Here is a 21,822-nt window from a genome sequence, read left to right as displayed (position 1 = left end):
GTACAGAGAGTGGTATAAGTAGAACTACGTTTTATGCCCATTATAAAGATAAAAATAATTTTATTTATAGTTATCTAAAGTCACTATTAAAAAAAGGCAAAAAAGAAATATTTAAAAAAGAATTTTCAAATCAACATATTTTTCTAGAAACAATGGTTCATTATTGGTTAGATGAAGGAAAGTTGATACTACTCTTACTTGGAGATGATAGTGCTCAAAAAGCTCACATTCAGATGAAGAAGATTTTACAATATAATGTTGAATTAAACTTAGTACCTATATTGAATACAAAAAGCTTAACGACGAAAGAAAAATATTTTTTACTTATATTTATGAGCAATGCGATTTTTGGAGTGTTACAAGATTGGGTGAAACGAGGGTGTGTAGAAACGCCTAAAGAATTAGCTACAATTATGAATAAAATATTTGAAAATGCATTTAAATAATCGAGTTGAGAAAGCACATATTAGAAATCATTTACTATTTCTAATATGTGCTTTTTCTATTTGTAAGAAATATTTATCGAAAAGCTATTGTAATTTAAAAAAATTAAATATATACTTTTAAATCGTAATGATTACTATTTAGGAGGAGAAACATGAAAAAAGTTTTAAGCATTTCTGTGTTAGTTACGATTTTAGTACTCAGTTTAGTAGCTTGTGGAAAGTCAGAACAATCAAAAGAAGGAAGTAGTAATAAAGACGGAAAAATCAATGTATCTACAACGGTTTATCCATTGCAATCATTCATTCAACAAATCGGTGGAAACCACGTGAATGTGTCTTCAATTTATCCAGCTGGTACAGATTTACATGATTACGAACCGACACAAAAAGACATTTTAAAAGCAAATAAATCTGATTTATTTGTATATACAGGTGACGATTTAGATCCAGTGGCAAAGAAAATTGCTGGCACAATAAAAGAAGATAAAAAGAAATTATCGCTTCAAAAAGGATTAGATAAATCAAAATTATTAACGGATCAACATGAACATGGTGACGAAGAGCATGAACATGAAAAAGGTCACGAACATCATCATCACGGCGGCTATGACCCTCACGTATGGTTAGATCCAAAAATGGATGAAGTCTTTGCTAAGGAAATCAAAGATCAGTTGATTAAAAAAGATCCTCAACATAAAGATGAATATGAAAAGAATTATAAAAAATTGATGGGCGATTTAAACAATATTGATGCATCAATGAAAGAGGTTACTAAAGATAAACAAGGAAATGCTGTATTTATTTCTCATGAATCACTAGGTTACATTGCGAATCGTTATGGTTTTGTCCAAAAAGGTATTCAAAATATGAATGCAGAAGATCCATCACAAAAAGAACTGACAAAATTAGTAAAAGAAATTAAAGATAATAATGTTAAATACATACTTTATGAAGATAATGTAGCGAATAAAGTTACGGAAACTATTCGTAAAGAAACCAATGCAGAGCCTTTAAAATTCTATAATATGGAGTCATTAAATAAAGAACAACTTAAAGATAAAAGTATAAGTTATCAAAAATTAATGCATGACAATATTAAAGCGTTAGATAAAGCGTTAAATACAAATACGAAACTTAAGGATCCGAAAGCGGAACACAAATATGATAAAGCCATTTCAGAAGGCTATTTCAAAGATAATCAGGTAAAAGATCGTCAATTATCTGATTATGCAGGCAAGTGGCAATCTGTTTATCCTTATTTAAAAAATGGTGATTTAGATGAAGTAATGAAACATAAAGCAGAAGATGATGCATCTAAATCTGCTCGAGAATATAAAAAGTATTATGAAAATGGTTATAAAACTGATATTTCAAATATAAATATTGAAGGTAATCATATTAGTTTTACTAAAAATGGGAAAACAGAAACTGGAGAATACGAATATGTTGGTTATAAAATTTTAGATTATAAAAAAGGGAACCGTGGTGTGAGATATATCTTTAAATTAGTAGATAGCGAAGATAAAAATAATAATCTTCCTACTTATGTACAATTTAGCGATCATAATATTTATCCCAAAAAAGCGGAACACTTCCACATTTTCATGGGAAATGATAACAACAAATTGTTAAAAGAAATGGATCATTGGCCAACATATTATCCAGCTCAGTTAAATAAAGAAGAAATTGAACATGAAATGTTGGAACATTAAAAAAATAATTTTTTAAAAATTGAGTCATTCTACTTGTATTTTCTTTCCGGTTCATTTAATATACTAAGTATAAAAAATATACAAATGTGAAACAGAATTTAGTAGTTTCATCATTTAACTATTGGAGGTATGCAAACATGGCTAATTTTAATTTAGATCCAGTGCATTCAGGCGTAAACTTTTCTATTCAACACTTAGTAGTATCAAATGTTAAAGGTCGTTTTAATGACTTTGATGCTAACATTACAGGCGATTTCAATGATTTAAACTCATTACAAGGGACTTTTACAGTACAAGCAAATTCAATCGATACTAAAGTAGCAGACCGTGACAATCATCTTAAAAGCGCGGACTTCTTAGATGTTGAACAATATCCAGAAATTAAATTTGAAATTACTAAAGTCGATGACCATTCAGTAACTGGGAACTTAACTATGAAAGACCATACTCAAGAAGAAACATTCGACTTAGATTATAAAGGTATTAGCTTAAATCCTTTAAACAGTAAGAACACAGCTGGTTTAGTGATTACTGGTAAAATCGATCGTGAACCATACGGTATTACATTCAACCAACAATTAGAAACTGGTGGTTTCTTATTAGGTAAATCATTAGATGTTGAGTTTGACCTAGAATTTCCTATTGAAGAATAGTATTTCTGACAATCTATTTAGACAGACGAGGTGACCGCCTTGTCTGTTTTTTGTTGTATTTATGGAGATAAATTGTTAAATTTTGTAAGAATAAAGCTTTTTGAAAATGAGGGAAGTAAACAATGACGATTAAAATTAAAGATAACAAGATTATATTTTCAAGAACGTTTGAAGCATCAGTTGAGCAAGTATTTAATGCTTATACAAAGAAAGAATTATTTGAACAATGGTTTCATCCTCAAGGTGCGACAACGAATGTGTTTAAGTTTAATGCTGTAACAGGTGGACAAGCATTCTTTGCCATCGAAACGCCTGAACACACAAGTTATACACTTACAGAATATAAAAAAGTGAACAAACCACATCACATTGAATACTTTGATTTCTTTGCGACGCCTCAAGGTGAGAAAGACACACGCCTACCTGGTATGCATATCTTTATGGATTTCGAAGAAGAAGGCAAGCGTACTACTGTGACGTCTACTTCTGAATTTCCAACGAAAGAAGCAGCACAACAAGCCATTAACATGGGCGTAGAAGCGGGAATGAATTCTACGCTTGATCAATTAGAAAAATTGTTGAAAAAATAAAAAGTCATAAGGATGTCAATTTTTGTAAGAATTTTTAAGTTATAATGTAGGTGAAAAGAGGATGATATGATGAAACAACGTTATTTAAAAGTACTTGCATTATTCTCAGTAAGTACATTAATTCCTACATTATTATTTAATTCAAAATGCCTAAATAATGGTGCTATTAAATATGTTTTAAGAACAGCACTAGGATATGGTATTTTTGCGAGTGGTTTACATTATTTATCTAAATTTAAACGCACACGCTAATTATATATCGAGATGTAGTTTAACCAAAAACTACATCTCGATTTTTTTGGAAAAATTTAAATTGTTCTACCCCTTTACTAATAATTTTTATATAATTGTAAAATATACAATTAATATTATGGGGTAAGATATAAAGTGTTTGTACTTAGGAAATCGATTAACGGCTTCCCAAAAGCAGGATTATCGGCAGAGTCCATCACGATTCGACAAAATTTGGAAAACAATTTTGCTCATCGTTCGGTTCTGCTCAAATCCTAAGCGCTTTTGTCCAGACCTCTTCATATTGTGGGGGTAGTAATAGATGTTGGAAAATCACAAAAATGTAGAAGATACATATGCCACAAGAGATATAGTTGAATCTGCAGTAGGTCAAGTTCAAATGAAACAAGTTATGGCTAAGAAAACACCTGGAAGATATTTGTTAAAAGCAATGATGTCAGGATTTTTATTAGCAATTGTGACTGTCTTCATGTTAGCTGTTAAAACTCAATTTGCGGGGACAAATGAGGGATTAGTTAACTTGTTAGGCGCTATTTCATTTAGTTTAGCGTTAGTATTAATCGTTTTAACAAATTCAGAATTACTAACAAGTAATTTTATGTATTTAACAGTGGGTTGGTACTATAAAGCAATTACAGTTAATAAAATGATCGTTATTTTCTTATTCTGTTTCTTAGGAAATATTATTGGCGGATTCATTTTATTCTTTTTAATGAAAGGCACGCATATCATGACGCCAGAGATGATTGCGGCTTTAAGTAAAACTGTACATGCTAAAACAGTAGAATCATCATGGTTAAATATTTTAATTAAAGCGATATTCTGTAACTTCTTTATTAATATCGGCATTTACGTTTCAATGTTATTTAAAGAAGGACTTGCAAGAGCATTCTTCATTGCTGTCGGTGTTATTGTCTTCGTATTTATGGGCTATGAACACGTTGTTTTCAACGCAGGTTTATATGCCGGAATGATGTTCTATAACATTGATGCATTATCATGGTTAGACGTATTAAAAAATATCGTCTTTGCATTTATCGGTAACTACATCGGTGGAGGCATCTTTGTAGGTCTTGTATACGCTTATTTAAATGGTAAACGCGATAGTTTTAGTACAAAATAAAAGATGAATATAGATGAGATGGATTCACTGTAATGAAACCATCTCATCTTTTTTATAGGTTGACTTACTACTTATAAAAACATATTATTTTAATCAACATTAACTATTGTTACTTCTAGATATTGCTGTTTAGTAATTCATTTTCGAAAAGAAAGGGATGAGGGGAATTGGTAGCAAATATATTAGTCGCACACGGCATGCGTAAAGGGGATCAAAATAAAGCGCTAGGTGACTTTCTAGCTCGTCTATTAAGCGATGAAACATATAATTATGAATTGGCGTTTATTGAAAGTGAAGAGAAAAGCATCGAGAATACGATCGGTCGGTTGATAGATCAAGGTGAAACAGAATTTAAAGTAGTGCCTTTATTAATTTTTTCAGCGATGCATTATATTGTCGATGTCCCCAATATCTTAGAAAGCATTAAGCAAGCGCATCCTAACATTCGTTATGAAATCAGTGAACCTCTTGGTACGCATGATTACATGGTAGATTTAGTTGAAAAACGCATCAATGACGTACATATCAACCCTACGACAAATTATGCGATTGTGTTAATTGCGCATGGCAGTTTCTCTTATACTAAAGCGCATGATGAACTTAAGGAATTTAGTGAAAAGTTAACTCAAGAAGCACCAATTTATTGTCGTACGTTATACGGAGATATCACATTTAGAAATGATCTCGACCAACTATCACGTGAATATGATGACTTAATTGTCGTACCGATGTTTCTATACGATGGACGATTAGTGAACAAAGTGAAACGTCTAATTTCCGAAATGGATATTGAAGGCACATTGCATATAACGCCATCCATTAATTTCGATAACATACTTAAGCTGATTATTAGTGAACGATTAGAACAACTACATGTATAAAATTCCAACACTCTCTTACATGACAATGTAAGGGAGTTTTTTCATGTTTTAAGTAAGAAATAGTGTATTAGGGAAATCCCTACTTTTTAAAAATATGTGAAAAAAATCACAAAAATAGCTGAAAATGTTATAAAATGACAGTGAAGAAAGTAGTTGCAAATTCGCAATAATAATAAGTTTATAATTTTAATCATTATAAATAATTAAATATTAAGTGGTAAAAGGGGCATATTTTATGACTAAACAAAAGCTTGTAATGATTGGTAATGGTATGGCAGGCCTTAGAACAATAGAAGAAATATTAGAACGCTCAGACTCAATGTTTGATATTACAATCATCGGCAAAGAACCTTATCCAAACTACAACAGAATTATGTTGTCTAATATTTTACAAAAGAAAATGACAGTCGAAGAAACAATTATGAATCCTTATGAATGGTATGAGGAAAATAATATTCAATTAATTGTAGATGATCCAGTAGAAACAGTAGATAGAACAAATCAAACTGTGATGACTTCTAAGGGCGTAGAAGTTCAATACGATATTTGTATCTTTGCGACAGGTTCAAGCGCATTTGTATTACCTATCCCAGGTTCAGATTTACCTAGTGTTATCGGATGGCGCACAATCGAAGACACTGAACGCATGATTGAAATAGCTAAAACTAAAAGACGTGCAGTGGTTATCGGTGGAGGCTTACTCGGCTTAGAGTGTGCACGTGGTTTAATGGACCAAGGAATGGATGTTACAGTGTTACATTTAGCTGAATGGTTAATGGAAATGCAACTTGACCGCAAAGCCGGCGAAATGTTGAAAGCAGATTTAGAACGTCAAGGTATGAATATTGAACTACAAGCGAATTCGAAAGAAATCATTGGTGATGAAGATGTTGAAGCAATTAAATTAGCTGATGGCCGTGTGATTGAAACAGATTTAGTAGTGATGGCGGTTGGTATACGTCCATTCACTAACGTTGCGAAAACAGCAGGATTAGAAGTGAACAGAGGTATCGTCGTAAATGATTATTTACAAACATCTGATCCTGATATTTATGCTGTAGGTGAATGTGCGGAACATGCTGGTAAAGTGTATGGTTTAGTAGCACCACTGTATGAACAAGGTAAAGTGCTTGCAGACTTTTTAACTGGTAAAGAGACAGATGGATATCACGGTTCTACTACATTTACTTCATTAAAAGTCTCAGGCTGTGATTTATATAGTGCAGGTCAAATTGTTGAAAATGAGGACGTCCACGGCATCGAAATCTTTAACAGTGTCGATAACATTTACAAAAAAGTCTATTTAAGTAATGGACAAGTGGTTGGTGCAGTATTATATGGTGATACGGATGATGGTTCAAGATTTTACAGCATGATGAAGAAAAATGAATCATTAGAAGATTATACGTTAGTATCTTTACTTCATAAAGGTGGCGAAGAGGCATCAACTTCAATCGCTGATATGGCTGATGATGAAACAATCTGTGGTTGTAATGGTGTCGATAAAGGAACTATCGTTAATGCAATTACTACAAAAGGTTTAACATCTGTGGAAGAAGTGACTAAAGCAACTAAAGCAGGTAACTCTTGTGGTAAATGTAAGGGTCAAATCGGCGAACTTTTAAAATGTACATTAGGTGATGACTTTGTTGCAGCAAAACCTACAGGTATTTGTGCTTGTACCGATTTAACACGTGACCAAATTGTGACTCAAATCAGAGCTAAAGGTCTTAAAACATCTAAAGAAGTACGTCACGTACTTGATTTTAAAGATAAAAATGGTTGTCCAAAATGTCGTCCAGCGATCAACTACTACTTAAATATGGTTTACCCACATGACCATCAAGATGAAAGAGAATCACGCTTTGCGAATGAACGTTACCATGCCAACATTCAAAACGATGGTACATTCTCAGTTATTCCACAAATGCGTGGTGGTGTGACAGATGCGGATCAATTAATTCGATTAGGAGAAGTAGCTAAGAAATATAACGTTCCATTAGTGAAAGTAACTGGTTCACAACGTGTTGGTTTATATGGTTTGAAAAAAGAAGAACTACCTAAAGTATGGGCAGACTTAGGAATGCGTTCTGCTTCAGCTTACGGTAAGAAGACACGTTCAGTTAAAAGTTGTGTAGGTAAAGAGTTCTGTCGATTTGGTACGCAATATACTACACGTTTAGGTATTCGTTTAGAAAAAACATTCGAATATATCGATACACCTCATAAATTTAAAATGGGTGTTTCTGGTTGCCCACGTAGTTGCGTAGAATCAGGCGTTAAAGATTTCGGTGTTATTTCAGTTGAAAATGGTTACCAAATTTATATTGGAGGTAACGGTGGTACTGATGTAACAGTTGGTAAACTCTTAACTACTGTTGAAACAGAAGATGAAGTTATTCAATTATGTGGTGCTTTAATGCAGTATTATAGAGAAACTGGTATTTACGCTGAAAGAACTGCACCATGGCTTAACCGTTTAGGCTTTGACAATGTTAAAGAAGTCTTACTTGATCCTGAAAGACAAAAAGAATTATTCGATAGAATTATGGATGCGAAAAAAGCAATTGATGGTCATGGCGAACCTTGGTCAGCTATCGTTGAAAATAAAGACGCACAAAAAATCTTTGAAGTTGAGAAGGTGTAAAGGATGAAAGCAATGGAAAAAGTAAAAGTGACTACTCTAGAAGAATTAACACCATTAATCGGGAAAAAAGTGATTGTTGATGGTAAACAAATTGGCCTTTTCCTAACAGAGAGTGGGAAAATTCACGCTATCAATAATATTTGTCCGCATAAACAAGGACCTTTATCAGAAGGAACAGTGAGTGGTGAATTTGTGTACTGTCCACTTCATGATCAAAAGATTGATTTAAGAAGCGGTGAAGTTCAAGAACCAGACACAGGTTGTGTAGAAACATATAAAGTCGAAGTACATGACGGAGACGTCTACGTATGTCTGTAAATGAAGAACCGAAAGTTTATTTAATCGGGGCAGGTCCAGGTAACCCAAACCTGTTAACTAAAAAAGCAGAGCGTATTCTTCGTAAAGCAGATGTAATATTGTATGATCGTCTCGTTAATCCATTGATTATTCAATATGCACCACCTTCAGCTGAAGTGATAGATGTCGGTAAAAAGCCTTATGCGAAACATATTCAACAAGAAGAAATCAATTTGAAGATTGTGGAAGCTACTAAAAGACATCGCATCGTCGTTCGTTTAAAAGGTGGAGACCCCGCTATTTTTGGACGTGTCACTGAAGAAATCGACACCTTAAAAGCGCATGGTATTGCATATGAGATTGTTCCAGGTGTAACGTCTGCAAGTGCAGCCGTAGCTAACATGGATATAGGTCTAACAATGCGTAGTATTGCGCCTAGTGTGACATTCTCAACAGGTCACTTCAAAGATTCAATAAACCATGAAACAGATATTCGTAATCTCATTAATGGCGGTACATTAGCGATTTATATGGGCATTAAACGATTAGGTCATATCATTAAGCAAATCACTGCCTACACCAATGAAGATTATTCGATTGCGATCGTTTTTAACGCAACTTGCTATAATCAGAAAGTCATCATCGGTAAGCTCAGTACGATTGAAGCCCAGTTACAACAGCTCAATTTAGAGAGTGAACCAGGCATTTGTATTCTAGGTGCGATGGTTGATTATATTGATAAAGATAAAGTGGAACAGCGTGAAGCACAGCACGACGAAACTTTATATGTCATTAATGGTCCGAAAGAGGAAGCATTATTAACTGCTGAAGATTTTTCGGAAAAGGGGCAACACTGTCTACTCGCCTATGATGACAGTTATCATATATCACAACAACAGTTATATCAAAGTATTATAGATAATCATCAGTCTAAATATATTGAAGCGGAATAATAAATAGTTAAGCGAAATAACATAGTCATGCAGAAATTGATAAATCAATCATTTCTGTATGGCTATTTTTTTATTTTTAGAAATTTTGTTCGTATTGCATGTGTTTTTATAGGGATTCTTCTATATGAAATAGGTATTTCCCTAATATATTTACTTTGTGAAAAAATGTACAATTAACTTAAATTAATAAGCAATTAACATAAAACGTAACAAGCTAAATACCTTGCTCGGTAGGAGGATTTATATAAATGGGAAAATTTGGATTAAATTTTTTTAAACCAACTGAAAAATTTAATGGCAATTGGTCAGTACTTGAAAGCAAAAGTAGAGAATGGGAAAAAATGTATCGTGAAAGATGGAGCCATGACAAAGTAGTCAGAACGACACATGGCGTAAACTGTACAGGATCATGTTCATGGAAAGTCTTCGTTAAAAACGGCGTCATCACATGGGAAAATCAACAAATTGATTATCCTAGTTGTGGTCCAGACATGCCTGAATTTGAACCTCGTGGATGTCCACGTGGTGCGTCATTTTCATGGTATGAATATAGCCCGTTACGTGTTAAATACCCATATATTAGAGGTAAATTATTAGATTTATGGACAACAGCTTTAGAAGAAAACAACGGTAACCGTATTGCGGCATGGGCTTCAATTGTTGAAGATGAAGACAAAGCTAGAGCATATAAAGAAGCACGTGGTATGGGTGGTCATGTGCGTTCTAATTGGAAAGATGTCACTGATATTATTGCTGCTCAAATCTTATATACGATTAAAAAGGATGGTCCAGACAGAATAGCTGGATTTACACCAATCCCAGCCATGTCGATGATTAGTTATGCAGCAGGGGCAAGATTCATTAATTTACTAGGCGGTGAAATGCTTAGTTTCTATGATTGGTATGCTGACTTACCACCTGCATCTCCACAAATTTGGGGTGAACAAACAGACGTGCCAGAATCAAGTGACTGGTACAACGCTTCTTACATCATTATGTGGGGTTCTAACGTACCTTTAACACGTACACCGGATGCCCATTTTATGACAGAAGTAAGATATAAAGGAACTAAAGTTGTTTCAGTAGCACCTGACTATGCTGAGAACGTTAAATTCGCAGATAACTGGTTAGCGCCAAATCCTGGAACAGATGCTGCAGTGGCACAAGCCATGACACACGTTATCTTACAAGAATTTTATGAAGATAATCCAAGTGAAATGTTCATCAATTATTCTAAACAATATTCAGATATGCCTTTCGTGATTATGTTGGATGAAGATGAAAATGGTTATAAAGCAGGAAGATTCTTACGTGCAAGCGACTTAGGAATGGAAAGTGACAATAGTGAATGGAAACCAGTGATTCATGACACAATTAGTCATCAGTTTGTAGTACCAAACGGCACAATGGGTCAACGTTGGGAAGAAGGCAAAAAATGGAATTTAAAATTAGAAACAGAAGATGGCACTAAAATCAATCCTGCAATGTCAATGGCTGAGGAAGATTATGAACTTAAAACAATTCAATTCCCATTCTTTGACAGTAAAGGAGACGGCATCTTTGAAAGACCGATTGCTACAAGAAAAGTGACATTAGCAGATGGTAAAGAAGTATATGTAGCGACAGTCTATGATTTGATGACAAGTCAATATGGAATTAAACGTTTCGATCATGAATTAGAAGCAAAATCATATGACGATAAAGAATCTAAATATACACCAGCTTGGCAAGAAGATGTGACAGGAATTAAACCTGAATTAATCACACAAGTGGCAAGAGAATTTGCACAAAATGCTATTGATACTAAAGGACGCTCAATGATTATTATGGGTGCCGGTATTAACCACTGGTTCAATTCAGATACGATTTACCGTGCTGTTTTAAACTTAGTTCTATTATGTGGCTGCCAAGGTGTAAATGGTGGCGGTTGGGCACACTATGTTGGACAAGAGAAATGTCGCCCTATTGAAGGTTGGAATACAGTCGCTTTCGCAAAAGATTGGCAAGGCCCACCACGTTTACAAAATGGTACAAGTTGGTTCTACTTTGCGACAGACCAATGGAAATATGAAGAATCAAATGTTGATAAATTAAAATCACCATTAGCTCAAAATATTAAACATCAACATCCAGCTGATTACAATGTTACAGCTGCTAGATTAGGATGGTTACCTTCATACCCTCAATTCAATAAAAATAGCTTATTATTTGGGGAAGAAGCTAAAGACGCAGGCGATGACTCTAATGAAGCAATTTTAAAAAGAGCGATTGACTCTGTTAAGAATAAAGAAACTCAATTTGCGGTTGAAGATCCTGATTTAAGAAAAAATCATCCAAAAACACTATTTGTATGGAGATCAAATTTAATTTCAAGTTCAGCTAAAGGTCAAGAATACTTCATGAAACATTTATTAGGTACACGTTCAGGATTAATGGCTGAACCTAATGAAGAAGATAAACCAGAAGAAATTAAATGGCGTGAAGATACAGTTGGGAAATTAGATTTACTCGTATCATTAGATTTCCGTATGACAGCAACACCACTTTATTCAGATATTGTGTTACCAGCTGCGACTTGGTATGAGAAACATGACTTATCATCAACAGACATGCATCCATTCGTGCACCCATTCAATCCAGCGATTGATCCTTTATGGGAATCACGTTCAGACTGGGATATTTATAAAACATTAAGTAAAGCAGTTTCTGAAATGGCTAAAGATTATTTACCAGGGACATTCAAAGATGTTGTGACATCACCACTAGGTCATGACTCTAAACAAGAACTTGGTTCAGAATATGGTATTGTCAAAGATTGGTCTAAAGGTGAAGTTGAAGCTATTCCAGGAAAAACAATGCCAAACTTCTCAATCGTAGAGCGTGATTATACAAAAATCTATGATAAATACGTCACTTTAGGACCTTTACTTGAAAAAGCAAAAGTAGGTGCGCATGGCGTAAGTTATGAAGTCAAAGATGAATATAATGAACTGAAAAGTATGGTGGGTACTTGGAACGATGATGATGAAAACTCAGTAAGAAATAATCGTCCACGTATTGATACTGCACGTAAAGTAGCTGATGCCATATTAAATATTTCATCAGCAACGAATGGTAAATTATCTCAAAAATCATACGAAGATTTAGAAAATCAAACAGGTATGGAACTAAAAGATATTTCTAAAGAACGCGCGTCAGAAAAGATTTCATTCTTAAATATTACGTCACAACCTCGTGAAGTAATACCAACCGCTGTGTTCCCAGGTTCAAATAAAAATGGACGTCGCTATTCTCCATTTACAACAAATATTGAACGTTTAGTACCATTCAGAACGTTAACAGGTAGACAAAGTTATTACATCGATCATGAAGTCTTCCAACAATTTGGAGAAAGTTTACCAGTATATAAACCAACATTACCACCTATGGTCTTTGGAACAAGAGATAAGAAAGTAAAAGGTGGACAAGATGCTTTAGTATTACGCTACCTTACACCACATGGTAAATGGAATATTCACTCAACATACCAAGACAACGAACGTATGTTGACATTATTTAGAGGTGGCCCAGTAGTGTGGTTATCAAATGAAGATGCTGAAGAGCATGGTATTAATGATAATGATTGGTTAGAAGTTTATAACCGTAATGGTGTAGTAACTGCAAGAGCTGTTACATCACACCGTATGCCTAAAGGCACAATGTTCATGTACCATGCACAAGATAAACATATTGAAACACCAGGATCAGAAATTTCTGATACACGTGGTGGTTCACACAATGCACCAACAAGAATTCACTTAAAACCTACACAGCTTGTAGGTGGTTATGCACAAATTAGTTATCACTTTAACTATTATGGTCCAATTGGAAATCAACGAGATGTTTACGTAGCCGTTAGAAAAATGAAGGAGGTAAATTGGCTTGAAGATTAAAGCGCAAATTGCAATGGTGTTAAATTTAGATAAATGCATAGGTTGCCACACTTGCAGCGTTACATGTAAAAACACTTGGACTAACCGTCCAGGTGCAGAATACATGTGGTTTAACAACGTAGAGACTAAACCAGGTGTAGGATATCCGAAACGATGGGAAGATCAAGAACACTATAAAGGTGGATGGGTCTTAAATAAAAAAGGAAAATTAGAGCTTAAATCAGGTAGCCGATTATCAAAAATTGCTTTAGGTAAAATCTTTTACAACCCTGATATGCCTCTTATTAAAGATTATTACGAACCATGGACATATAATTATGAACACTTAACAACTGCGAAAGAAGGTAAACATTCACCAGTAGCTAAAGCTCATTCAATTATTTCAGGAGATAAATTAGATCTTGAATGGGGTCCTAACTGGGAAGATGATTTAGCAGGTGCGCATATTACAGGTCCAGAAGATCCTAATATTCAAAAAATCGAAGAAGATATTAAATTCCAATTTGATGAAACATTTATGATGTATTTACCTCGTTTATGCGAACATTGTTTAAATCCTAGTTGTGTTGCTTCTTGTCCTTCAGGTGCAATGTACAAACGTGACGAAGACGGCATTGTGTTAGTGGACCAAGATGCATGTCGTGGTTGGCGTTATTGTATGACAGGTTGTCCTTATAAAAAAGTTTACTTCAACTGGAAGACAAATAAAGCAGAAAAATGTACATTCTGTTTCCCAAGAATTGAAGCAGGTTTACCTACAGTATGTTCAGAAACATGTGTAGGTAGAATGAGATATTTAGGCGTACTTTTATATGATGCCGATAGAGTACAGGAAGCTGCATCTGCTGAAAATGAACAAGACTTATATGAAAAACAATTAGACATTTTCTTAAATCCATTTGATGAAGAAGTGATTGAACAAGCTGAAAAAGATGGCATTAGCTATGAATGGATTGAAGCAGCACAAAACTCACCAGTGTATAAATTAGCAATTGAATATAAAATTGCGTTCCCATTACATCCAGAGTATAGAACAATGCCAATGGTTTGGTATTGTCCACCACTTAGTCCTATTATGAGTTACTTTGAAGGGAAAAATGCTGGCCAAAATCCAGATATGATTTTCCCAGCGATTGAAGAAATGCGTTTACCAATCGAATACTTAGCTAATTTATTTACAGCAGGCGATGTACAACCTGTTAAAGAAGCACTTCAAAAAATGGCTATGATGAGAAGTTACATGCGCTCTCAAATTACTGGTAAAGATTTCGATAGTTATAAACTTGAACGACTTGGTTTATCAGAAATCCAAATTCAAGAAATGTATCGTTTATTAGGTTTAGCAAAATATGAAGATCGTTTCGTTATTCCAACATCTCATAAAGAAACATATTTAGATACGTATCATGCACAAGGTAGTCAAGGATACGGAGGAGAATACTTTGGAGATAATTGTGAAGGTTGTGGCGTAGCAGTAGGTTCAGGAAAAACAGGACAAGAAATTTATAATGATAATTTCTATGGAGGTATTTTCCGTGATTAATTTACAACAGTTTCAATATTATCAAGAGAGTTTTGGTTATATCGGGCAGCAGCTAAATTTTCCTGAAAAGCTTACCTTCCATCCTAAAACGTTTAATGAAACGATTGATGAATCTCATCCTGGTTATGAAGATTTAGTAAAATACCGTGAGATGATGCATCAATTCTCATTATCAGAAATTAAAGCAATTTATACAGATACATTTGATTTTAATAAAAAAACGCCACTCTATATGACTTACAATAAATTTGATACGCAAAAAGAACGTGGTCAAATGTTGGCTAAATTGAAAGTCTTATATGAAATGTTTGGATTAGAGATGGCAAGTAATGAGTTATCAGATTATCTACCTTTAATGTTGCAATTTTTACATGTAGCACAATGGCAAGATGATCCACGTGCGGAAGGAAATATTGAACTCGTCATTATGATTATTGAAGATGGTACGTATGAAATGGCGAATCAGTTAGCACAAGATAATAACCCATATGCGTATGTGATTCGTGCGCTGCGCAATACACTTAAAGCATGTTTAAATATTCCAAATGAGGTGACGTCTCATGCTTAATCAATTTTTATGGATTATCTTTCCATATTTATGTGTGGCTATTTTTATAGTAGGTCACATTGCACGTTACAAGTATGATCAATTTTCATGGACAGCTAAATCAAGTGAATTAATCGAGAAGAAACAGCTTAAATGGGGAAGCTTATTATTCCATTTAGGTATCATTCCAGTATTCTTTGGTCACGTAGTTGGTTTAGCCATTCCAGCTAAATGGATAGATGGCTTAGGTGTGAGTGAAGAAATGTATCACTTCGGCGCTGTTTATATTGGTAGTATCTTTGGTATAATGACATTTATTGGTATGTTTCTTTTAACAGCAAGACGTTTAACTATCAAAAATGTTAGAAGATTAAGTTCAGCTTCAGATATTTTTGTTAACTTTTTATTAATATTAATTATTTTCATGGGTTGTTATTCAACTTTAGTAACGAACGCATTGGTAAGTGATTTTGACTATCGTCAAACAATCTCTATTTGGTTTAGACATCTCTTCACATTCTCACCAAATGCGAGTTTAATGACTGACGTGCCGCTATCATTTAAAATCCATATTTTACTTGGATTTACGATTTTAGCTTGTTGGCCATTTACTCGACTAGTACATGTGTGGAGCGTGCCTTTATCTTATACGAATAGAAGATATATCATTTACCGCAGACATAAAACTCGCTCATGATGATGAAAGGAGATACTCAAGTGCCCATTGAACTTTTGATTCAGGAAGAGGCTTTTCAAGACGAATTAAATCGTTTACGAATTGAAGAAGGATATGATTTTGCTGGTGTGGCATTATATGAATATTCTTCTACTTCTTCTCCTATTAAATGGCGTTATGTATCTGGAAGTTTAAATGATCGTTATAAATTAATTATTTTGAGAAAAGGCCGTGGACTAGCTGGTATGGTGATGAAAACAGGAAAACGCATGATAATGTCACACGTTTCCGACACTTTAACACCAGGAGAAAAAATTAAATATCCTATTTTAATTAGCGAAGAATTGACAGCAGTGATTGCGATACCGTTATGTCACAACCAACAAATATATGGTGTGTTATTATTAGGACAACGTGATGAAAACCCACTTCCTAATAATCAAGATTTAAATATTAGCGGTAAGTTATGGGCATTTACTGAAGAAATGTAGGTGATCAATGTGCTAAATATTCAAGATGACACTATAGAGCATTTGCTTAAAAAATATTATGAAAAAACAAATGAAAAAATTGTCTTTATTAATAATGATGGCAAAGTGATTGCGATGAATGAAGCGGCCCAAGAAATTATCTCACTTGATAACAATTACAGCGTCATGACAGATGCAATCTGTAGACGCTGTGAAGGTTATTCCAATGAATTTGCCTTACAAAGTTGTATCAATTGTTATTTAGATACATCAACACCTAATGATAAGAACTTTCAAGTGTTTATGAAGACGGTGAATAATAAAGTACAACCTTTTACAGCGTCTTATCAATGTATCGATGAAGAGGAGCAAATTTACGCATTTACGCTACAAGATATTTCACCTCAAATTGAGCGTCAAGAAAAAATGTATCAACGTCAGATGTTACGTAAAACTATCTCTGCCCAAGAAAATGAAAGAAAGCGAATTTCTAGAGAATTGCATGATAGTGTGGTTCAAGAAATGCTTAATATCGATGTTGAATTACGCTTATTGAAATATCAACAAGAGATGTCACAACTTATTGAAAAATCAGAACATATCGAAAGCTTGATGTCTAATTTAATCAATGATATCCGTAATTTATCTGTAGAATTAAGACCGTCATCACTTGACGATTTAGGACTAGAAGCGGCTTTTAAATCATATTTTAAACAGTTTGAAGAAAATTATGGCTTAGAAATTATCTATCAATCGAATATTAAAGATCATCGATTTAATAGTGAAATAGAAACTGTCGTGTATCGTGTTGTACAAGAGGCTATATTCAATGCTTTAAAATATGCTGGTGTCAATTCAGTTGAAGTTTCAGTACAACAAACTGAGCATAATTTAATTGCAGAGATTATAGACAGAGGAGCAGGATTTAATCCTAATTCACAGCCACAAGGAACTGGCTTAGGACTATATGGGATGAATGAAAGAGCTGAACTTGTTAAAGGAAAAGTGGATATTGAAACACACATTGGAAAAGGGACTATTATTACATTAGAAATACCACTTTAGAGTACGTTAGGGGAATTTGAATTGAGAATTATAATTGCAGATGATCATGCAGTTGTTAGAACTGGGTTTTCAATGATATTAAATTTCCAGGAAGACATGGAAGTTGTTGCGACTGCTGCTGATGGGGTAGAGGCCTATCAAAAAGTAATGGAATATAAACCTGATGTTCTTATTATGGACTTGAGTATGCCTCCTGGCGAGTCTGGGTTGATTGCGACAAGTAAAATTGCAGAAAGTTTTCCTGAAACAAAAATATTAATACTAACTATGTATGACGATGAAGAATATTTATTTCATGTACTTCGCAATGGGGCAAAAGGGTATATCTTAAAGAACTCACCCGATGAACAGTTACTATTAGCAGTACGTACGGTGTATAAAGGTGAAACATATGTAGATATGAAATTAACTACGTCCTTAGTCAATGAATTTGTCAATCATACAAATATCGATGAGGCATCTACGAATGATCCTTTCAAAATACTTTCTAAACGTGAACTAGAAATATTGCCATTAATTGCGAAAGGTTATGGTAATAAAGATATCGCGGAGAAATTGTTTGTTTCGGTTAAAACGGTCGAAGCACATAAAACGCATATTATGACTAAATTGGGATTGAAGTCAAAACCAGAATTAGTAGAATACGCATTGAAGAAGAAATTATTAGAGTTTTAATTTAAAAATATCATATAGAAACGATTAAATTGCCATGAAGAAAATCAAGAATTTGAGAGAGCTTCATGGCAATATTTTTATGTAAAAATAAGTAAGGAAATATAGGGGGATTCCTTACTATGATAAGGGAAATTCCTTATGTTCATTTTTTCACAAATTAACTAAAATACAAGTGTAATCAGTAATATGATTGAAATATAATTTTTGACCTCTTTTATATAACAATTACTGATAAAGAAAAAATGAAATAGTGAAGGTGAAAAAATGATTAAAAATAAGGGTGGTTTTCAACTTACATTACAAACGTTGAGCCTGGTAGTAGGATTTATGGCTTGGAGTATTATTTCTCCACTTATGCCGTATATTTCACAAGATATTAAAGTGTCTCCGGAACAGCTGTCAATCATTCTAGCTATTCCAGTTATTCTAGGTTCTATTTTACGTGTGCCATTTGGATATTTAACTAATATCGTTGGGGCAAAATGGGTCTTCTTTTGTAGCTTTGTAGTATTACTATTTCCTATCTTTTTATTAGGACAAGCTCAAACACCTGGAATGTTAATGTTAGCAGGGTTCTTCTTAGGTGTTGGAGGAGCAGTATTCTCTGTTGGTGTAACATCAGTTCCGAAATACTTTTCAAAAGACAAAGTAGGCTTAGCTAATGGTATTTATGGAGTAGGGAATGTCGGTACTGCAGTATCTTCTTTCTTAGCGCCACCTATTGCAGGGATTATTGGTTGGCAAACAACAGTTAGAAGTTACTTAATTATCATTGCGCTATTTGCGGTTTTAATGTTTATCTTAGGTGACAATAAAGAACCTAAAGTAAAAGTTCCATTAATGTCACAGATTAAAAAGTTATCATCAAATTATAAATTATATTATTTAAGTTTATGGTACTTTATCACTTTCGGCGCATTTGTAGCATTTGGTTTATTCTTGCCTAACTACTTAGTACATAATTTCGGAATCGATAAAGTAGATGCTGGTATTAGATCAGGCGTATTTATTGCTTTAGCAACGTTCTTAAGACCACTTGGAGGCGTGTTAGGAGATAAATTTAACGCGGTGAAAGTATTAATGATTGATTTTGTAGTTATGATAATAGGTGCTGTTATATTAGGTATTTCAGATCACATCGCATTATTTACAATTGGTTGTTTAACTATTAGTATATGCGCTGGTTTAGGAAATGGCTTAGTATTTAAATTAGTTCCTTCTTATTTTGCAAAAGAATCTGGTGCTGCTAACGGTATCGTTTCAATGATGGGTGGTTTAGGAGGATTCTTCCCACCACTAGTTATCACATATGTATCAAACTTAACTGGTTCAAGTCATTTAGCTTTCATTCTATTAGCAATTTTTGGTGTATTAGCCTTTATTACAATGGGTCATTTATATAAAAAAGAATATAAAAGACCTCTTATGACAACAAAATAATAAAAATAAACGTAGGAAACATTGATGAAAATGAATCCTACGTTTTTTTAAAATTAAATTTGATTTTTAAAGTTTACTAATCAATAGTAATTTTAGTAGTATTATCTTCGTCTGAAGTTTCTTTAGGTAGAATAACCACCAAAATACCGTCAGTGTAACTTGCCTTAATTTGAGTTTTGTCGATATCATCAAAATCAAAACGTCTTACAAGTTCACCGCTAGCGCGTTCGCTAAGCTGAACTTGACCAGATTGCTCAGAAACGTGTTTTTGCGCTTTAATAGTTAATGTTGAATGTTCATAAGTTAACTCTATTTCTGATTTATTAACGCCTGGTAATTCAGCTTCTAAAATATATTGATTAGATTGATTATAAATATTAGTTGGAAAAGTCTTTGATGAGAATTGATTAAATACTTGCTCGCCTAAATCGCGAAATACATCTTTTGGATTATTTTTAAAAATAGATTGATCAAAGAATTCTCTATTATTCATAATATAGTCTCTCCTTTAAATAAGAGTTGAAATCACATTGTTTGGTGAAAATTTTCAACTTCATTATATAAAGAGTGTATCTTTACGTAAAGTAAAAGCAATTGAAAGTAGTATGTAAAAATGCGGATCGAAAAAAGTACATGACAAAAGTCTATTTATTATGTAAAAAGTCTTTTATATAGATGGCGATGGTAATATAAGTTGTATGCTTTTGTCATGTGTGATTATTTATTCAGGCACGGTATTGAAGTTGTTAGTAATGACGTGTCGTAAGCTATGAACAAGTTCGTTTTCTTCTTCTTTAGTAAAGTTGAAGTCTTCAAATACTTGTTCTGAAATAGATTCTAATACGGGCTTAATCTTTTTACCATTTTCAGTTAAAGAAATTTGTAAATTGCGTTCATCTTCTTTTTCACACATACGTATAACATAGCCCTTCTTCTCTAATTTTTTTAAGAGAGGTGTAAGAGTTCCAGAATCTAAAAAGACGCGTTGGCCAAGAGATTTTATATTTATTTTTTCATCATCTTCGATAGCCATAACAACCATAAAACTTGTATATGTTAAATCATGCTTTTTTAAATAGTAAGTATACTTTTTAATAACTTCTTTTGAAGTTACATATAATAAAAAACATAATTGTTTACTCAAATAGCTGTCCTTTACATACATATTTATCCCCCCTTAACTTATTTAAAGATAGTATGAACTAAAACTAATGTCAAGACTGTTGCCATAGTATTTTACAGAGTTTTTAAGAGTTTTAAAGACACTTCAAAAGTACGTCTACAGAATATAAAAAAGTGTTGATTTATTTTGAATTAGAGATAAATTTAAGTAGATTTTGTTACAAAAATATGTAAATACTTTAAAAAACTTTTTGTTTCATTCATAATAATTTAGATAATAAAAAATATGCTTTTGGGATAGGCAGATTAAAAGGAGTTTCAAAATGAGCAAAAAGCAAATAATTATAAGAGTAGTAATTATATTTGCTATTTCTTTAGTTGTAGCTATCGCATTTTTCTTTGGTATGAAAACATATCAAGGGCACAGAAACATTAAATTAGTGGATAGTTATTTAGAACAAAAGCATCTTACAGATAAAGTGAAATCTGAAAAAACGTTATATAGTGCTAAAAAGGGCGTCTATTATAAAGAAGTGGTTTTTAAGGATGAACCAAATTTAACTTATGTTATTCAACCTATTGGTACGCGTAAAGGTATTTTTTCAGAAGGATTTGATACTGAAACTAAAAAAAGTATTAAAGGTGCCAAATATAATTACTTTAATCAGAATTTTAAACCTTAATATTAAGATTTGAGCTGTATTTAGACTCGGTGGAGCAGTCTATGTACAGCTTTTTTATATCTAAATTAATAGTTTTGGTTAAATCAAATATTGACAATAATAAATACGATAAAAA

Annotated in this window: 21 protein-coding genes; 19 read left to right on the top strand and 2 right to left on the bottom strand. The window is 33.3% G+C overall.

What is annotated here, in order from left to right:
* From CD127_RS12680 to CD127_RS08105, 18 genes are all read left to right on the top strand, one after another.
* On the top strand, positions 1–446 hold a 446-nt coding region (locus CD127_RS12680; protein ID WP_103366366.1), incomplete at its 5' end, for a TetR-like C-terminal domain-containing protein.
* A 152-nt stretch (positions 447–598) separates the two neighbouring features.
* Entirely contained in the window at positions 599–2,158 is a 1,560-nt protein-coding gene (adcA, locus tag CD127_RS08185; RefSeq protein WP_103366365.1) for a zinc ABC transporter substrate-binding lipoprotein AdcA, read from the top strand.
* 137 nt (positions 2,159–2,295) lie between these two features.
* Positions 2,296–2,811, top strand: coding sequence for a YceI family protein (locus CD127_RS08180; protein WP_103366364.1), 516 nt, complete (start codon positions 2,296–2,298; stop codon positions 2,809–2,811).
* Positions 2,812–2,933: 122 nt separating this feature from the next.
* Positions 2,934–3,401: an SRPBCC family protein gene (locus CD127_RS08175; protein ID WP_103366363.1), complete on the top strand. Its 468-nt coding sequence runs from the start codon at positions 2,934–2,936 to the stop codon at positions 3,399–3,401.
* Positions 3,402–3,470: 69 nt separating this feature from the next.
* Complete coding sequence (locus tag CD127_RS08170; RefSeq protein WP_103297966.1) at positions 3,471–3,653, top strand: hypothetical protein; 183 nt, start codon at positions 3,471–3,473, stop codon at positions 3,651–3,653.
* A 301-nt stretch (positions 3,654–3,954) separates the two neighbouring features.
* A complete protein-coding gene (locus CD127_RS08165; RefSeq protein WP_103297965.1) occupies positions 3,955–4,776 on the top strand; it encodes a formate/nitrite transporter family protein in 822 nt (273 codons plus the stop codon).
* Between the two features lie 167 nt (positions 4,777–4,943).
* The gene (locus CD127_RS08160) at positions 4,944–5,657 is read left to right on the top strand and encodes a sirohydrochlorin chelatase (RefSeq protein ID WP_167409899.1); all 714 of its coding nucleotides are present in this window, start codon (positions 4,944–4,946) and stop codon (positions 5,655–5,657) included.
* Positions 5,658–5,892: 235 nt separating this feature from the next.
* Complete coding sequence (gene nirB, locus CD127_RS08155) at positions 5,893–8,304, top strand: nitrite reductase large subunit NirB (protein WP_103366362.1); 2,412 nt, start codon at positions 5,893–5,895, stop codon at positions 8,302–8,304.
* Between the two features lie 3 nt (positions 8,305–8,307).
* A complete protein-coding gene (gene nirD / locus CD127_RS08150) occupies positions 8,308–8,622 on the top strand; it encodes a nitrite reductase small subunit NirD (protein WP_103366361.1) in 315 nt (104 codons plus the stop codon).
* Positions 8,613–9,554, top strand: a complete 942-nt coding sequence (gene cobA / locus CD127_RS08145) for a uroporphyrinogen-III C-methyltransferase (protein WP_103366360.1) — start codon at positions 8,613–8,615, stop codon at positions 9,552–9,554. The genes nirD and cobA overlap by 10 nt, the downstream gene beginning before the upstream one ends.
* Positions 9,555–9,802: 248 nt before the next feature.
* Positions 9,803–13,486 carry a nitrate reductase subunit alpha gene (locus tag CD127_RS08140; protein ID WP_103366359.1) on the top strand — a complete coding sequence of 1,228 codons (3,684 nt, stop codon included), beginning with the start codon at positions 9,803–9,805 and terminating at the stop codon, positions 13,484–13,486.
* On the top strand, positions 13,476–15,029 hold the full coding sequence (gene narH / locus CD127_RS08135; protein ID WP_103297960.1) for a nitrate reductase subunit beta: 1,554 nt from the start codon (positions 13,476–13,478) through the stop codon (positions 15,027–15,029). The genes CD127_RS08140 and narH overlap by 11 nt, the downstream gene beginning before the upstream one ends.
* Positions 15,022–15,597: a nitrate reductase molybdenum cofactor assembly chaperone gene (narJ, locus tag CD127_RS08130; RefSeq protein ID WP_169926222.1), complete on the top strand. Its 576-nt coding sequence runs from the start codon at positions 15,022–15,024 to the stop codon at positions 15,595–15,597. Before narH ends, narJ begins: the two co-directional genes overlap by 8 nt.
* The gene (narI, locus tag CD127_RS08125) at positions 15,590–16,273 is read left to right on the top strand and encodes a respiratory nitrate reductase subunit gamma (RefSeq protein WP_103297959.1); all 684 of its coding nucleotides are present in this window, start codon (positions 15,590–15,592) and stop codon (positions 16,271–16,273) included. The genes narJ and narI overlap by 8 nt, the downstream gene beginning before the upstream one ends.
* A gap of 20 nt (positions 16,274–16,293) precedes the next feature.
* Positions 16,294–16,743, top strand: a complete 450-nt coding sequence (gene nreA / locus CD127_RS08120) for a nitrate respiration regulation accessory nitrate sensor NreA (RefSeq protein WP_380493171.1) — start codon at positions 16,294–16,296, stop codon at positions 16,741–16,743.
* Between the two features lie 9 nt (positions 16,744–16,752).
* Positions 16,753–17,787 carry a nitrate respiration regulation sensor histidine kinase NreB gene (nreB, locus tag CD127_RS08115; RefSeq protein WP_103366358.1) on the top strand — a complete coding sequence of 345 codons (1,035 nt, stop codon included), beginning with the start codon at positions 16,753–16,755 and terminating at the stop codon, positions 17,785–17,787.
* Between the two features lie 21 nt (positions 17,788–17,808).
* A complete protein-coding gene (gene nreC, locus CD127_RS08110) occupies positions 17,809–18,462 on the top strand; it encodes a nitrate respiration regulation response regulator NreC (RefSeq protein WP_103366357.1) in 654 nt (217 codons plus the stop codon).
* Positions 18,463–18,726: 264 nt separating this feature from the next.
* Positions 18,727–19,902, top strand: a complete 1,176-nt coding sequence (locus CD127_RS08105) for a nitrate/nitrite transporter (RefSeq protein WP_103366356.1) — start codon at positions 18,727–18,729, stop codon at positions 19,900–19,902.
* Between the two features lie 76 nt (positions 19,903–19,978).
* Here the strand turns inward: CD127_RS08105 and CD127_RS08100 are convergent, their stop codons facing one another.
* Positions 19,979–20,395, bottom strand: a complete 417-nt coding sequence (locus CD127_RS08100; RefSeq protein WP_103297955.1) for an Hsp20/alpha crystallin family protein — start codon at positions 20,393–20,395, stop codon at positions 19,979–19,981.
* Between the two features lie 228 nt (positions 20,396–20,623).
* Positions 20,624–21,067: a MarR family winged helix-turn-helix transcriptional regulator gene (locus CD127_RS08095; RefSeq protein ID WP_103366355.1), complete on the bottom strand. Its 444-nt coding sequence runs from the start codon at positions 21,065–21,067 to the stop codon at positions 20,624–20,626.
* Positions 21,068–21,347: 280 nt separating this feature from the next.
* Here CD127_RS08095 and CD127_RS08090 point away from each other — a divergent pair, with 280 nt between their 5' ends.
* Positions 21,348–21,707 carry a DUF3139 domain-containing protein gene (locus tag CD127_RS08090; RefSeq protein WP_103328847.1) on the top strand — a complete coding sequence of 120 codons (360 nt, stop codon included), beginning with the start codon at positions 21,348–21,350 and terminating at the stop codon, positions 21,705–21,707.
* Positions 21,708–21,822 lie beyond the last annotated feature (115 nt).

Origin of the sequence: Staphylococcus petrasii (assembly GCF_002902565.1) — a bacterium.
GTDB classification, from domain to species: Bacteria; Bacillota; Bacilli; order Staphylococcales; family Staphylococcaceae; genus Staphylococcus; species Staphylococcus petrasii.
The sequence above is the reverse complement of the archived record's forward strand: the minus strand, read 5'-3'. Positions and strand labels throughout refer to the sequence as shown.